At 63.7% G+C, this 14,059-nt stretch carries 12 protein-coding genes; 7 read left to right on the forward strand and 5 right to left on the reverse strand.

Annotation, left to right across the window (positions count from 1 at the left end; genetic code table 11):
* Window position 1 precedes the first annotated feature (1 nt).
* Entirely contained in the window at window positions 2-1,090 is a 1,089-nt protein-coding gene (locus QBK88_RS02430) for a glycerophosphodiester phosphodiesterase (protein WP_277960775.1), read from the reverse strand.
* 125 nt (window positions 1,091-1,215) lie between these two features.
* Here QBK88_RS02430 and QBK88_RS02435 point away from each other — a divergent pair, with 125 nt between their 5' ends.
* The gene (locus QBK88_RS02435) at window positions 1,216-2,226 is read left to right on the forward strand and encodes a DUF4917 family protein (protein ID WP_277960776.1); all 1,011 of its coding nucleotides are present in this window, start codon (window positions 1,216-1,218) and stop codon (window positions 2,224-2,226) included.
* Between the two features lie 76 nt (window positions 2,227-2,302).
* Here the strand turns inward: QBK88_RS02435 and QBK88_RS02440 are convergent, their stop codons facing one another.
* On the reverse strand, window positions 2,303-3,511 hold the full coding sequence (locus tag QBK88_RS02440) for a class I SAM-dependent methyltransferase (RefSeq protein ID WP_277960777.1): 1,209 nt from the start codon (window positions 3,509-3,511) through the stop codon (window positions 2,303-2,305).
* Between the two features lie 97 nt (window positions 3,512-3,608).
* Window positions 3,609-3,860 carry a response regulator transcription factor gene (locus QBK88_RS02445; RefSeq protein WP_268148709.1) on the reverse strand — a complete coding sequence of 84 codons (252 nt, stop codon included), beginning with the start codon at window positions 3,858-3,860 and terminating at the stop codon, window positions 3,609-3,611.
* A gap of 442 nt (window positions 3,861-4,302) precedes the next feature.
* Between QBK88_RS02445 and bglX the strand changes: the two genes are divergently transcribed.
* The 5 genes from bglX (at window position 4,303) to QBK88_RS02470 (ending at window position 12,122) form a co-directional block, all read left to right on the forward strand.
* Complete coding sequence (gene bglX, locus QBK88_RS02450) at window positions 4,303-6,597, forward strand: beta-glucosidase BglX (RefSeq protein WP_277960778.1); 2,295 nt, start codon at window positions 4,303-4,305, stop codon at window positions 6,595-6,597.
* A gap of 221 nt (window positions 6,598-6,818) precedes the next feature.
* The gene (locus tag QBK88_RS02455) at window positions 6,819-8,579 is read left to right on the forward strand and encodes an ATP-binding protein (protein ID WP_277960779.1); all 1,761 of its coding nucleotides are present in this window, start codon (window positions 6,819-6,821) and stop codon (window positions 8,577-8,579) included.
* Window positions 8,573-9,922 carry a sigma-54-dependent transcriptional regulator gene (locus QBK88_RS02460; RefSeq protein WP_277960780.1) on the forward strand — a complete coding sequence of 450 codons (1,350 nt, stop codon included), beginning with the start codon at window positions 8,573-8,575 and terminating at the stop codon, window positions 9,920-9,922. Before QBK88_RS02455 ends, QBK88_RS02460 begins: the two co-directional genes overlap by 7 nt.
* 165 nt (window positions 9,923-10,087) lie before the next feature.
* Window positions 10,088-11,404, forward strand: a complete 1,317-nt coding sequence (locus QBK88_RS02465) for an MFS transporter (RefSeq protein WP_277960781.1) — start codon at window positions 10,088-10,090, stop codon at window positions 11,402-11,404.
* Window positions 11,405-11,501: 97 nt separating this feature from the next.
* Window positions 11,502-12,122 carry a flavin reductase family protein gene (locus tag QBK88_RS02470; RefSeq protein WP_277960782.1) on the forward strand — a complete coding sequence of 207 codons (621 nt, stop codon included), beginning with the start codon at window positions 11,502-11,504 and terminating at the stop codon, window positions 12,120-12,122.
* Window positions 12,123-12,126: 4 nt separating this feature from the next.
* Here the strand turns inward: QBK88_RS02470 and QBK88_RS02475 are convergent, their stop codons facing one another.
* A complete protein-coding gene (locus QBK88_RS02475; protein ID WP_277960906.1) occupies window positions 12,127-12,357 on the reverse strand; it encodes a hypothetical protein in 231 nt (76 codons plus the stop codon).
* Between the two features lie 45 nt (window positions 12,358-12,402).
* Window positions 12,403-12,738 carry an antibiotic biosynthesis monooxygenase family protein gene (locus QBK88_RS02480; protein ID WP_277960783.1) on the reverse strand — a complete coding sequence of 112 codons (336 nt, stop codon included), beginning with the start codon at window positions 12,736-12,738 and terminating at the stop codon, window positions 12,403-12,405.
* Window positions 12,739-13,031: 293 nt separating this feature from the next.
* Here QBK88_RS02480 and QBK88_RS02485 point away from each other — a divergent pair, with 293 nt between their 5' ends.
* Entirely contained in the window at window positions 13,032-13,961 is a 930-nt protein-coding gene (locus QBK88_RS02485) for an AraC family transcriptional regulator (RefSeq protein WP_268148693.1), read from the forward strand.
* The last annotated feature ends 98 nt before the right edge of the window (window positions 13,962-14,059 follow it).

Here is a 14,059-nt window from a genome sequence, read left to right on the forward strand (position 1 = left end):
GTCAAAAGCCGTTGGCCTCGAGGATCTGGTCAACGGTGCGGCTGGCCGGGCGCTGGTAGAACTTCAGCAGTTCGCTGCTACGGTTGGTGAAGATACCGTCGACGCCGGCGCTCATCACCGTGCGGAAATCCTCCGGATCGTCCACGGTGTACACATGCACCAGAAGGCCCTTGGCATGGGCCATCTGGTTCATCCAGGGCTGCACCAGGTCCATGTAGCTTTGATCGCCGCCCTGGGTGAGCGCCGCCGAGGGGCCGGTGCCCACTGCACCGTTGGCCTTGGCGAAATCCAGCCAGCGCTCGAACTCGGCACGGTCACGGGGTTGCTGACGGGCGTAGTAAGCCGCCTTGGGCTCACCGCTGGCGGGGTCGTAGGCGTCCTTGACCTTCGGCTCGATGCTGCCCTCCCCCACCCAGAGCAGCAAGACCTTCGGCACCTTGGGCATGAACTGGTTGAGCAGCGTCAGGCTGCCCTTCTCGAAGGTCTGCAATACCACGCGGTGACCCGGTGCCACTTGGCCGTCCGCCTTCAGCCAGCCGCGCTGCACCAGCTTGGCCTTGAGGTCCTGCTCGATGCCGGGAAACAGCAGCGGCGCCTTTGTCTCGATGTACAACCCCGGGCGATGAGCCGGGTCCTGGTCGGCGATGTCGATGATGTCGTCCAGGGTCAGGATCTTCAGGCCTGCGTACCTGGCCCGGGCCCGCCCAGGGTAGGCCTGGTTGTACCAACTCCCTGCGTCGAGGGTTTTCAGTTGCGCCAAGGTGAACTGGCTGACTGGCTGGTCCTTCTGCTGCGGGAACTGGCTGGCAATGTTGGTGGTACGCCCCAGGTTGGTGTCGTGCAGGGCGATCAGTTGCCCGTCACGGGTGCGCTGCAGGTCCATTTCCAGATAGTCAGCGCCCAGGTCCCTGGCCAGCAGGTAGGAAGCCCGGGTCGATTCTGGTGCATCGAACGAAGCGCCGCGGTGGGCGATAACCGCGGGCCAGGGGATATCGGCGGCCTTGGCCAAGGCCTGGCCCTCGGCACCCTTGGCGTGGGCCAGGCCGATGCAGCTGCACAGCAGCGCAGCGATGAGAGAACGTGCCAGCATGGTTGCTCCTTGCAGCCCCCGGGGGCGTTCGAACGAAAGACCAGCATAGTCGGTCATGAAGATGACAGGACGGTTTCCCGTGGTACAGTCGCGCCCTGTAACCAACCCCGAGCAAGACACCTTTCATGGAACTCGACGCATTCGACGCCAGCCTGGGCCAGTGGCCACAGCTGCCCTTTCACTGCACTGGCCTGCTGCTGGGCAACGGCGCCAGCCGGGCCGTGTGGCGCAACTTCGCCTATGACTCGCTGTTCGAGCGAGCGCAGAAAGTGCGCAACAAACCCTTGGGCCAGACCGACCTGGCGTTGTTCAAGTCCATGGCCACCGAGAACTTCGAGCAGGTGCTCAGTGCCCTCAACACCACCACGCGGGTCAACGCCGCGCTGGCCATCAGCGCTTCGGCGCCGCTGAACCGCTACTACGCGATAAAGGAAGCGCTGATTCACGCCATGCGCAGTGCGCATATACCGTTTCGCCTGTTGCCGGCCGCCACTTCCCAGAGCATCGCCGACCACCTGCGCCAGTACGCCACGGTGTATTCGAGCAATTACGACCTGTTGCTCAGTTGGGCCATGGAGCAGTCGCCCGACGGCTTCGACGACCTGTTCGACGTGGACCAAGGCTTCGATGTGCGCCGCACTCGCAGCACCGCCACCCGGGTACTGCACCTGCACGGCGGCCTGCACCTGATTCGCCAGGCCGATGGCACGACGCGCAAGCGCAATGCCGTGGGCAGCGCCCTGCTCGATGGCTTCGCCATCAACCAGCCGGGCGAAGTACCACTGTTCGTCAACGAGGGCCGCCGCGAGGACAAGTTGCGCGCCATTCGCCAGTCCGATTACCTCAGCTGGTGCCACGGCCAACTGGCCAGCCACCAGGGCCCGCTCTGCCTGTTCGGCCACAGCCTGGGCGAACAGGACCGCTACCTGCTGGAGGCCATCGCGCAGGCCGGGGTCACGCAACTGGCCGTGTCGGTCTTCCCGCTCAGCGACGCCTGGGTGGCCAGCCAGAAGCACTACTTCACCCGCCTGTTCCCCGGGCTTGAGCTGCATTTCTTCGACGCCACCAGCCATCCGCTGGGCGCGCCGAACTTCAACGTGCCCGTGCCCAAGCCGTTGGTAAAGCGCAAGCGCTAGACCCCTGGCCGACCGGCACGCCTGGACGAAAACGGCGAAATAGCCCCCTCCTACCAGGCCGTCGGAATCGTCTGATTCAGATCAGCCCGTCGGCCTTCAGCAGGGTTTCCAGGCAGTGCTCCTGGATGGCATAGAACGCCTTGAGCGCCTCGATCTTTTCCAGCAGCGCTCGCGGGTCCTGAGGCTCGGCGCGCTTGACCGCCAGAATCATCTTGTTCTTGTTCGTGTGCTCCAGGGAAATGAACTCGAACACCTTGGTGTCGTAGCCACAGGCTTCCAGGTACAGCGCGCGCAAGCTGTCGGTCACCATCTCGGCCTGCTGGCCCAGGTGCAGCCCATACTGCAGCATCGGCTTGAGCAGCCCCGGGCTCTGGATTTGCAAACGGATCTGCTTATGGCAGCACGGCGAGCACATGATGATCGCCGCGCCCGTGCGAATACCGGTATGAATGGCGTAATCGGTGGCGATATCGCAGGCGTGCAGGGCAATCATCACGTCAATGGCGCTGGGCACCACGGTGCGCACATCGCCATGTTGGAACACCAGCCCCGGGTGCTCCAGGCGCGCGGCCGCGGTGTTGCACAAGGTGACCATGTCCTCGCGCAACTCCACGCCGGTGACCTGCGCCTCACGGGCCAGGGTGTTGCGCAGGTAATCGTGGATGGCGAAGGTCAGGTAGCCCTTGCCCGAACCGAAGTCGGCCACGCGCACAGCCTGGCCAGCGGCAATGGGGGCACCACTGAAAGCGTGGGAAAACACCTCGATGAATTTGTTGATCTGCTTCCACTTGCGCGACATGGCCGGGATCAGCTCGTGCTGCTTGTTGGTCACGCCCAGGTCCACCAGGAACGGCCGGGTCAACTCCAGGTAGCGCTTCTTCTCACGGTCATGTTCAGCCGAGGCGGCCTGGCGCGGCTGCTGTGCGGCGTTGCGGTGCAGCATGGCCTTGTTCTTCTTGCTGAACTCCAGCTGCACCTCGTCGGTGAGGGTCAGCAGGTGCGCGTTCTTGAAGCTTTCGGGCAGCAGGTCGGCGATGGCAGCCAGGGCTTCGGCCAGCGGCCGGTTCTTGGTGATGTCACGGGTCTGGTAGCGGTACACGAAGCTCAGGCATGGCTGTTCCTTGACCACCACCGGCTTGATGATCACCCGCTGTAGTTGCGGTTCTTCACCGACGTGGCGGGCCAGCACCAGTTTGACCAGGGCGTTCTGCGCCAGGCTGGTGCCCAGCAGTTCAAGGAAGGTGGCGCGTGGGTCGGACCCACGGGTGGCGGCAGTGGCAGACATGGAACAAAAGCCTCGGGCATGCACGCGCACGCCAGGAAAAAAGGAAGTGCGCGCATTTTACGGGGCTTGGGCCGCCAGGGCACAGGGTTATTTCAGGTTATCGAGCTGGCCACGCGTCACAGCGAGGCGACGCCATCGCGTCTTCCATCAGGGTCATGTCCACCCAGGCGGGCAACAGGCGTGAAGAGGACAACTCCATCCGGTTCCGGGCGCGGCCCTTGCGCAATAAAGTCGATACATGGTCACGTACGGTGAAAGTACTGATACACATCAACTCGGCAATCTCCTTATTGGTGCGGCCAGACAGCAAGAGGTCCAGTACCTCCTTCTCTCGGGGGGTCAAATGCATGGTCTCGTACCTGCGCAACAGTGCGTGTGCGCCGGGGTGCAGGCACCACGACGAGCCCACACGGTAAATAAGCACACTGCGAAAAACAACCATTGGAAACAATTGAAGACTGGCCGAGCAGAAAACGGCTATTGACTACCAAAAATACAGGAACACACTTACAACAACGTAAGAAAACACCCACCACTTCCTACTCCTTCAACTGTAGGACGGTAAGTTAATTCGCACTTTAATAAGCAGTAACATCAAACTTCTCCTACGATGATTCTGCCGTTGCACAGGACTGGCAGCACCGCCCCAAAGCCCTCGCCAGCAAAACAATGGTGGATTGCCGCTGCCCGATGGGCTAAAAGAGGCGCGCACATTACAAAAATAGTCGTTCCACCTTACTTAGGCTGGCCTGTTCCCCCGCGAACCGTTGCACGCCATACGAGAGCAATTCATGAAGAAGCTGTGTTTGCTGGGCCTGTTTGCAAGCCTGGCCTTTCAACCGGTGATGGCTGCTACTGCGCCCGCCCCGCTCAAGACCAAGGAAGCCTTCATCGACCACCTGATGAAGCAGATGACGCTGGACGAGAAGATCGGCCAACTGCGGCTGATCTCCATCGGCCCGGAAATGACCCACGAGCAGATCCGCGACGAGATCGCCGCCGGGCACATCGGCGGCACCTTCAACTCGGTGACGCGTGCCGAGAACCGGCCCATGCAGGACGCCGCCATGCAGCGCAGCCGGCTGAAGATCCCCATGTTCTTCGCCTATGACGTGATCCATGGTCACCGCACCATATTCCCCATCAGCCTGGCCCTGGCCTCCAGCTGGGACATGAACGCCATTGCCCTGTCGGCGCGTACCGCGGCAGCCGAGGCCGCGGCCGACGGCATCGACATGACCTATGGCCCGATGGTGGACATCGCCCGCGACCCACGCTGGGGCCGCACCAGCGAAGGCTTCGGTGAAGATACCTACCTGGTGTCGCGCATCGCCAAGGTAATGGTCAAGGGCTACCAGGGTGCCAATGTCGCCGCCCCGGACAGCCTGATGGCCGCGGTCAAGCATTTCGCCCTGTACGGCGGTGTGGAGGGCGGCCGGGACTACAACACCGTGGACATGAGCCCCACGCGCATGTACCAGGATTACCTGCCGCCCTACCGCGCCGCGATCGATGCCGGTGCCGGGGGCGTGATGGTGGCGCTGAACTCCATCAATGGCGTGCCCGCCACCTCCAACACCTGGCTGATGCAGGACCTGCTGCGCAAGGACTGGGGCTTCAAGGGCGTGACCATCAGCGACCACGGCGCCATCCATGAATTGATCAAGCACGGCGTGGCCCGCGATGACCGCGACGCCGCACGCCTGGCGATCAAGGCCGGCATCGACATGAGCATGAACGACCAGGTGTATGGCAAGGAACTGCCGGGGCTGCTCAAGTCCGGGGAAGTCTCCCAGGCCGACATCGACAACGCCGTGCGCGAGGTGCTGGGCACCAAGTACGACCTGGGCCTGTTCCAGGACCCCTACCGCAGGATTGGCAAAGCCGTCGATGACCCGGCCGACACTTATGCCGACAGCCGCCTGCACCGCCAGGCCGCCCGCGAGGTGGCCCGCACCAGCATGGTCCTGCTGGAAAACCGCAACCAGACCTTGCCACTGAAAAAGCAGGGCACCATCGCCCTGGTCGGCCCCCTGGCCGACGCACCCATCGACATGATGGGCAGTTGGTCGGCGGCCGGCCGCCCCGAGCAATCCATCACCCTGCTGCAAGGGCTGAAGAATGCCGTGGGCGACCAGGCCAAGGTGCTCTATGCCAAGGGCGCCAACGTCACCAACAACAAGGACGCCATCGAGTTCCTCAACCGCATTATCTTCGACCGCGAGGAAGTGCACATCGATCAGCGGCCACCCGAGCAGATGATCGCCGAGGCGGTGAAGGCCGCCGAGCAGGCCGACGTGGTGATTGCCGCGGTAGGCGAGGCACGGGGCATGTCCCATGAGTCCGCCAGCCGTACCACATTGGCGCTGCCGGAAACCCAGAAGGCGCTGATCAAGGCCCTCAAGGCCACCGGCAAGCCCCTGGTGCTGGTATTGATGAACGGGCGGCCATTGTCGCTGGTGCAGGAACAGCAACAGGCCGACGCCATGCTGGAAACCTGGTTCGCCGGCACCGAGGGCGGCAACGCCATCACCGACGTGCTGTTTGGAGACTACAACCCATCGGGCAAATTGCCGGTGAGCTTCCCGCGCTCGGTGGGGCAGATCCCGGTGTACTACAACCACCTGACCATTGGCCGGCCGTTCACCCCTGGGCAGCCAGGCAACTACACCTCGCAGTATTTCGATGAGGAGACCGGCCCGCTGTACAACTTCGGTTACGGCTTGAGCTATACCGATTTCAGCCTGTCGGACGTCAGCCTTTCCAGCGCCACCCTTAAACGGGGCGGTACCGTGGAAGCCAGCGTGACCGTGAAGAACACCGGCAAGGTCGCCGGGGCCACCGTAGTGCAGTTGTACGTGCACGATGTAGTGGCGTCGATGGCGCGGCCGGTCAAGGAGTTGAAAAACTTCGAGAAGGTCACGCTGCAGCCGGGTGAAGCGAAAGTCGTGAAGTTCAGCCTCAGCGAAGATGACCTCAAGTTCTACAACCCGCAGCTCAAGTATGCCGCCGAGCCGGGTGAGTTTCAGGTACAGATCGGCCTGGATTCGCAGAACGTCAAACAGCAGAGTTTTACCCTGCTCTAGGCTGCATGCACCCATGAGGCCGCTGCAACCGATATGGGAGCTGGCTTGCCAGCTCCCACAACAAGGCGGTCGCTACGGCGCAGTTCCGGCCGGCGAGCTTCTGCCCTTGGAAGGAAGTGCGGGCACCTTCGAAAAACGTTATTACCAAAGATGTGCAAGCCGGCCTGCCAAGCATCCGCCATGCTATGGTTCTGCCCCCCCGCAGCCAACCGCCGATGCCCATGCGCCTTTCAGTCCGCGCCCTGCGCCTGCCCTTGATTACCCTGCTGATCACCGCTGGCACCCTGGCCTCGGCCGCGTGGGCAGTGCGCCATGCGCAACGCGTGGCCCTGCTCGATGAGGCCGCACGCGCCCATCAGCAACTGGGCCTGTACGCCAACTCGTTGCACACCCTGATCGAACGCTACCGCAGCCTGCCCGTGGTGCTGGCCCTGGACCCGCAACTGATCGATGCCCTCAAGGGTCCCGTCAATGCGACCACCCGCGACACCCTCAACCGAAAGCTGCAACAGATCAACACCGTCGCCCAGTCCTCCACCCTCGAACTGCTGGACCGCGACGGTCTGGCCGTCGCCGCCAGCAACTGGCAACTGCCCACCAGTTACGTGGGCCAGAATTACGGTTTCCGCCCCTATTTTCTGCAAACCCGGCGCCAAGGCAGCGGGCGCTTCTACGCCGTGGGCGTGACCAGTGGCGTGCCTGGCTACTTCCTGTCCAGCGCAGTCAGGGACGAGACGGGTAACTTTCTCGGCGCCATGGTAGTGAAACTGGAATTCCCCGAACTGGAGCGCGAATGGCGCCAGGGCGATGACACCCTGCTGGTCAGCGATGCCCGCGGCATCGTGTTCATCGCCAACCAGCCCGGGTGGCGCTACCGTCAGCTCAGGGCCTTGAGCGACGCGGACCGCAGTGAACTGGGCAGCACCCGCCAGTATGACCGCCAGCCCCTGACACCCCTGGCGGCGCAGGCCCTGGAACAGTTCGATGACAACAGCCAGTTGGCCCTGGTGGACGGCCCTGGCGGTTCGGCCGAGTACCTGTGGCAGTCGCTGCCACTGGCCAGCGAAGGCTGGACCCTGCACCTTCTGCGCCGCCCGCTGCTGGCCAGCGAAGACGCCCGCAACGCCGCCCTGGCCGCCGCGGGCGCTTGGCTGAGCCTGGTGTTCCTGAGCCTGTTTCTGTACCAGCGCTGGCGCCTGGGGCGCATGCGCCAGCGCAGCCGCGAAGAACTCGAAGCCCTGGTGCACGTGCGCACCCGCGACCTGCGCACCGCCCAGGATGGCCTGGTACAGGCAGCCAAACTGGCAGCGCTGGGGCAGATGTCGGCGGCCATGGCCCATGAAATCAACCAACCGCTGACCGCCCAGCGCATGCAATTGGCCACCCTGCGCCTGCTGCTGGACCACGGCCGCGTCGACGACGCCTACCAGGCCTTGGCGCCACTGGAACAGATGCTCACGCGAATGGCAGCGCTCACCGGGCACCTGAAGACGTTCGCGCGCAAGAGCCCGGCAGGCCTGCGCGAACCGCTGGACCTGGCCGACGTGGTCGACCAGGCGCTGCAGTTGCTTGAGCCGCGCATACGCCAGGAGCGGGTCTGCACCACCCTGCACCTGACCCGGCCGGCCTGCGTGCGCGGCGACGCGATTCGCCTTGAACAGGTCTTGATCAACTTGCTGGGCAATGCCCTGGATGCCATGCGCAACACACCCTTGCGCGAGCTGAACGTATGCCTGGACCGCGACCCTGGCGGTTGGCGCCTGTCAGTGGCAGACACCGGCGGCGGCATTGCCCCGGAACACTTGAACACAGTGTTCGACCCGTTCTTCACCACCAAACCCGTGGGTGAAGGCCTGGGGCTGGGGCTGGCGGTGTCCTGTGCGATCATTCACGAAAGCGGTGGCCAACTGACTGCCGCGAACCAGGGCAACGGCGCGATCCTGACCGTGGTAATGCCCGCCGAGGCGCCACTGCCATGCTGAACCCAGCCGTGGAGCAGGTGATCATCATCGATGATGAAGCCAGCATCCGTGACGCCATGTGCCAATGGCTGAGCCTGTCGGGGTTTCAGGTGACGGCCTTTGGCCGGGCCGAAGATTGCCTTGCGAACCTGGCCGCAGATTTTCCGGGTGTGCTGCTGAGCGACGTGCGCATGCCGGGCATCGATGGCCTGCAATTGCTGGCGCAGATACAGGCCCGCGACCACCAGCTGCCGCTGATCCTGCTGACCGGCCACGGTGACGTGCCCATGGCCGTGCAGGCCATGCAAGGCGGCGCTTATGACTTTCTGGAGAAGCCCTTCAGCCCTGAAGCGCTGCTGAGCAGCCTGCGCCGCGCCCTGGACAAACGCGCCCTGGTCCTGGAAAACCGCCGGTTGCAGGCCCGCGCCAGCCACCAGGACCGCTTGCAGGCTGACCTTCTGGGCACCTCCCCCGGAATGCGGCAACTGCGCCGGCAAATCCTCGACCTGGCCGGGCTACCGGTGAACGTACTGGTACGCGGTGACACCGGCAGCGGCAAAGAGCGTGTAGCGCGCTGCCTGCACGACTGCGGGCCACGGGCCGACAAGCCCTTCGTCGCCCTCAACTGCGCCGCCATACCCGAGGCTTTGTTCGAGGCAGAATTGTTCGGCCACGAAAGCGGGGCCTTCACCGGCGCACAGGGCAGGCGCGTCGGCAAGCTGGAATATGCCAACGGCGGCACGCTGTTTCTCGACGAGGTGGAAAGCCTGCCCCTGGCCCAGCAGGCCAAGCTGTTACGGGTCATCCAGGAGCAGACGCTGGAGCGCCTGGGTTCCAACCAGAGCATTGCCATTGATGTGCGCATCATCGCGGCCACCAAGCCGGACCTGCTGGAAGAGGCGCGCGCCGGGCGCTTTCGGGAAGACCTGGCGTACCGCCTCAATGTCGCCGAGTTGAAACTGGCGCCCCTGCGCGAGCGTCGCGAAGACATTCCCCAGCTGTTCGAGCATTTCGCCCAGCACAGCGCCCGGCGCGTGGGCCGTGAACCCCTACCGCTCAGCGCCGCCCGCCTGGGCCAGCTATTGAGCCACGACTGGCCGGGCAACGTGCGCGAACTGGCCAACGCCGCCGAGCGCCATGCCCTGGGCCTGGAAGCGCCGGCCCTTGAACCCGCCGATAGCCTGAGCGGCTCCCTGGCGGCCCAGCAGGAAGCATTCGAAGCCCAGTGCCTGCGGGCGGCCCTGCGCCGGCACAAGGGCGATATCAAAGCAGTCATGGCCGACCTGCAACTGCCGCGCCGCACGCTCAACGAAAAAATGCAGCGCCACGGCCTGCTGCGTGACGCCTTCCTCCCCGACCTGTAGCGGCAAAATTCCGCTTACGGCCGACAGCCCAATAGGCGGAAACCCGCTCACCGTAAACGCGCAACCCTTCTGTTTCGGGCTCAGCTGCCTTGGCACGCCCCCTGCAATACCCCTTCCCAAGGCACGCTGTTCGCTGCCGCACAACAAGAACCAGAAGGACTCACTATGCAAGCCTCCCCAACCCTCCCGGGGGCCGAAACCACGGCCGCCCCGAAAACCACCGCCAACCGCCTCAAGTCGATCTTCAGTGGCTCGGTAGGCAACATGGTGGAATGGTACGACTGGTACGTGTACGCCGCGTTCTCCCTGTACTTCGCCCAGGTGTTCTTTCCCAAGGACGACCTCACTGCGCAATTGCTCAACACCGCGGCCATCTTTGCCGTGGGCTTTCTGATGCGCCCCATCGGCGGCTGGCTGATGGGCCTGTACGCCGACCGCAAGGGCCGCAAGGCGGCGCTGATGGCCTCGGTGCTGCTGATGTGCTTCGGCTCGCTGGTCATTGCCCTTACCCCCAGCTATGAAACCATTGGCGTCGGCGCGCCCATTCTGCTGGTGATCGCACGGCTGATGCAGGGCCTGTCGGTAGGCGGCGAATATGGCACCTCGGCCACCTATCTGAGCGAGATGGCCACCAAGGAACGCCGCGGTTTCTTTTCCAGTTTTCAGTACGTGACGCTGATCTCCGGGCAACTCATCGCCCTGGCCGTGCTGATCGTGCTGCAGCAGACCCTCACCGAGGAACAACTGCTGGCCTGGGGCTGGCGCGTGCCGTTCGTGATCGGTGCCCTGTGCGCGGTAGTGGCCCTGTGGCTGCGCCGGGGCATGGAGGAAACCGCCTCGTTCACCCAGAAGAAGGACAAGCCCCAGGAAAGCCTGATGCGCACCCTGATGCGCCACCCCAAGGAACTGCTGACCGTGGTTGGCCTGACGATGGGCGGTACGCTGGCGTTCTACACCTACACCACCTACATGCAGAAATACCTGGTCAATACCGTAGGCATGAGCAAGGCCGACTCGACCATGATCTCGGCAGCCACGCTGTTCCTGTTCATGTGCTTGCAACCGGTGATCGGCGCCTTGTCGGACAAGATCGGCCGGCGGCCCATCCTGATCGCCTTCGGCGTTCTGGGGACACTGTTCACGGTACCGATCCTGACGACCCTGCACACCATTGAAACCTGGTGGGGCGCGTTCTTCCTGATCATGGCGGCGCTGATCATCGTCAGTGGCTACACCTCGATCAACGCGGTAGTGAAGGCCGAACTGTTTCCCACCGAGATCCGCGCCCTGGGCGTCGGCCTGCCCTATGCGCTGACCGTATCGATCTTCGGTGGCACCGCCGAGTTCATCGCGCTGTGGTTCAAGAGCATTGGCATGGAGAGCGGCTACTACTGGTACGTGACGGCCTGTATCGCCTGCTCGCTGCTGGTGTACGTGTTCATGAAGGACACCCGCAAGCACTCGCGCATCGAGACTGACTGAGCCGTCCGGGCGATGCATCAGGCAGGACGCGGCCTTGCCAGCAGGGTTTTCAGCGCTGCACACTGAGGACTCTGCTTTCCACCGCCAGGATCGTGCAATGCCCGATGACATTCATTTCTACGAACCGTCCCAGGGCCATGGCCTGCCCCATGACCCTTTCAACGCCATCGTCGGCCCCCGCCCTATTGGCTGGATCTCCTCCCACGATGAACAAGGCCGCCTGAACCTCGCGCCCTACAGCTTCTTCAACGCCTTCAACTACGTCCCGCCGATCATCGGGTTCTCCAGTGTGGGCCGCAAGGACAGCCTCAACAACATCGAGAAGACCGGGGAGTTCGCCTGGAACCTGGCCACCCGCCCGCTGGCCGAGCAAATGAACCAGAGCTGCGCCGCCGTAGCGCCCGAAGTCGATGAGTTCGTCCTCAGCGGCCTGACCCCCGTGGCTTCGCGGGTGATCGCCGTGCCACGGGTACAGGAAAGCCCGGTGTCCTTCGAATGCAAGGTCACACAGATCATCCAGCTGCAAAGGGCTGATAAGCAAGTGGTGCCCAGCTGGCTGATACTGGGCGAGGTGGTGGCCGTGCACATCGCCAAGGGCCTACTCAAGGACGGCATATACGATACCGCTGCCGCCCAGCCGATCCTGCGCGGCGGCGGCCCGGCCGACTATTTCGAAATCGGCCCCGAGGCCCTGTTCAAGATATTCCGCCCCCGATAGCGGCTCACCAGACCAGCTCACCGTCGCCGTCTACCGCTACCAGCCGGGCAAGCTCGTGGCAGGCGGCTTGGTCGGCGCTGAGCGCGGTCTTGAACGTGGTGTCAGGCAACACCTTGTGAAAACGCGGCGCGCCCGCGGCGCCCAGTGCCTTGACGGCAATGGCCGCACGGTAGCTGCCTTCACCCGGTACCGCGGCCGAAACGGCCTCGAAATGTTCGAATTCCCTGCGTGCCATCGTCACTTGCCCCAGCGGTTGATCAAAGCCGAGCATTCTAGCCTTTCAACTGGCCAGCTTGTGCAAAGAACAGCGGCGCGGTTGCACGTCGCTGAACGTGTGGAACTCCAGGCTGGTGACGAGCAGGTCGTTGACCAGGGCATCGAACACCTGCATCACCGGTGAATTGAACCAGGCGGCCATGGCCTGCTGGCTGGCCCAGAAGCCGCTGACCAGCCACAGGTCTTCGTCACACTGGGAATGCTGCAAGGCAAAATGCAGGCAACCCGGCGTGTGCCGGGAAGGCTCCAGCAAGCGCTCGAGGCGCTGGCCCAGTTGCGCGGAATGCCCGGCCCGGGCGCGAATGAAAGCACTGTGGCTGACCGTGGTGGATAAAGACATGGATGCTTCTCCGTAGTCGACTGAAACGGGTGGTACGGCAACAGAGAGTAAGGGGTGGTAACAACCGGGAGGTAGTCGATTCCTGCGCCCGGCTTGCCCGATCCTGCAGCGGCGTTTGTCCGTGGGCGCCACGCTGGCAACTTCCTGTAGAAACAAGCAGCAACATGAATCCCCGGCAAGCAAGGGACCGTCCGGACAACCATGCAGGATCAGGCAAGCATTCGACAGGATTGGACTGGCCCATTCCCTTGCACAAAACTATTCTCAGCGCACTTGCCCCCCGAGGCCTTCCCATGACCGATTTCGAGCGTCTTCACGCCCAGCTGGACCCCTTCATGGAAAGCCAGCGGGCAACCCTGGCCGAACTGATCAGCCGCCATACCGGTGGCAATGGCACGTTCGAATCCAAGGTGCCCGCGCTGTTTCTCAGCAACCATGACCAGTGCAGCCAGTCGTTCCCCACCATGGTGCGCCCGGCCCTGTGCATCCTGGCCAACGGCAGCAAGCGTATCCGCCTGGGCGACGAGGACTACCTCTACGATCCACTGAACTACATGGTGGTGTCGGTGGCCATGCCGCTGAGCGGCGCCATCCTCGAAGCCAGCCCCGCCAGCCCGTGCCTGTCGCTGCGGCTGGACATCGACCCCGCGGAGATCAACGCCCTGATCGCCGCCGCCGGGCCTCTGGGTGTGCCCGCGCGGCCCACCGAGCGCGGCGTGTACGTGGAGCAACTGGACCCGTCGCTGCTGGACGCCGTGGTGCGCCTGGTGCGTTTGCTGGACACGCCCAAGGACATTGCCATGCTGGCGCCGCTGGTACGCCGGGAAATTCTCTACCGCCTGCTGCGCAGCCCCCAGGGCCATCGGCTGTACGAGATCGCCGTGGGCAACAGCCAGATGCACCGGGTCAGCCAGGCCATCGAATGGCTCAATGGCCATTTCGACCACCCCCTGCGCATGGAAGACCTGGCGCGCGAGGTCAACCTCAGCGTGTCGACCCTGCACCACCGCTTCAAGGCCATGACGTCCATGAGCCCCTTGCAGTACCAGAAGCAGTTGCGCCTGCAGGAGGCCCGACGGCTGATGCTCAGCGATGGCCTGGACGCTTGCGCCGCTGGATACCGGGTGGGGTATGAAAGCGCTTCGCAGTTCAGCCGCGAGTACAGCCGGCTGTTCGGCGAGCCGCCCGGGCGAGACCTGCAGCGCTTGCGCCTGAGTGTGTGACGCCCTGAGGGGCCGTGGGGGCCAGGCACTCTACGAAATGCATCCCAACTCGGCCATGCTGCGTTGAAAACAGGCTCGGAATGCTCATTTACAACACG

It is taken from the genome of Pseudomonas sp. RIT-To-2 (assembly GCF_029623465.1).
Taxonomy (GTDB): Bacteria; Pseudomonadota; Gammaproteobacteria; order Pseudomonadales; family Pseudomonadaceae; genus Aquipseudomonas; species Aquipseudomonas silvicola.

Excerpts from the sequence above, each read along its gene's own strand:
- QBK88_RS02475 (WP_277960906.1), bottom strand. The coding sequence starts at position 12,357 with ATGGCACGCAGGGAATTCGAACATTTCGAGGCCGTTTCGGCCGCGGTA.
- QBK88_RS02480 (WP_277960783.1), bottom strand. The coding sequence starts at position 12,738 with ATGTCTTTATCCACCACGGTCAGCCACAGTGCTTTCATTCGCGCCCGG.
- QBK88_RS02455 (WP_277960779.1), top strand. The coding sequence starts at position 6,819 with ATGCGCCTTTCAGTCCGCGCCCTGCGCCTGCCCTTGATTACCCTGCTG.
- bglX (WP_277960778.1), top strand. The coding sequence starts at position 4,303 with ATGAAGAAGCTGTGTTTGCTGGGCCTGTTTGCAAGCCTGGCCTTTCAA.
- QBK88_RS02445 (WP_268148709.1), bottom strand. The coding sequence starts at position 3,860 with ATGCATTTGACCCCCCGAGAGAAGGAGGTACTGGACCTCTTGCTGTCT.
- QBK88_RS02435 (WP_277960776.1), top strand. The coding sequence starts at position 1,216 with ATGGAACTCGACGCATTCGACGCCAGCCTGGGCCAGTGGCCACAGCTG.
- QBK88_RS02440 (WP_277960777.1), bottom strand. The coding sequence starts at position 3,511 with ATGTCTGCCACTGCCGCCACCCGTGGGTCCGACCCACGCGCCACCTTC.
- QBK88_RS02470 (WP_277960782.1), top strand. The coding sequence starts at position 11,502 with ATGCCCGATGACATTCATTTCTACGAACCGTCCCAGGGCCATGGCCTG.
- QBK88_RS02430 (WP_277960775.1), bottom strand. The coding sequence starts at position 1,090 with ATGCTGGCACGTTCTCTCATCGCTGCGCTGCTGTGCAGCTGCATCGGC.
- QBK88_RS02465 (WP_277960781.1), top strand. The coding sequence starts at position 10,088 with ATGCAAGCCTCCCCAACCCTCCCGGGGGCCGAAACCACGGCCGCCCCG.
- QBK88_RS02485 (WP_268148693.1), top strand. The coding sequence starts at position 13,032 with ATGACCGATTTCGAGCGTCTTCACGCCCAGCTGGACCCCTTCATGGAA.
- QBK88_RS02460 (WP_277960780.1), top strand. The coding sequence starts at position 8,573 with ATGCTGAACCCAGCCGTGGAGCAGGTGATCATCATCGATGATGAAGCC.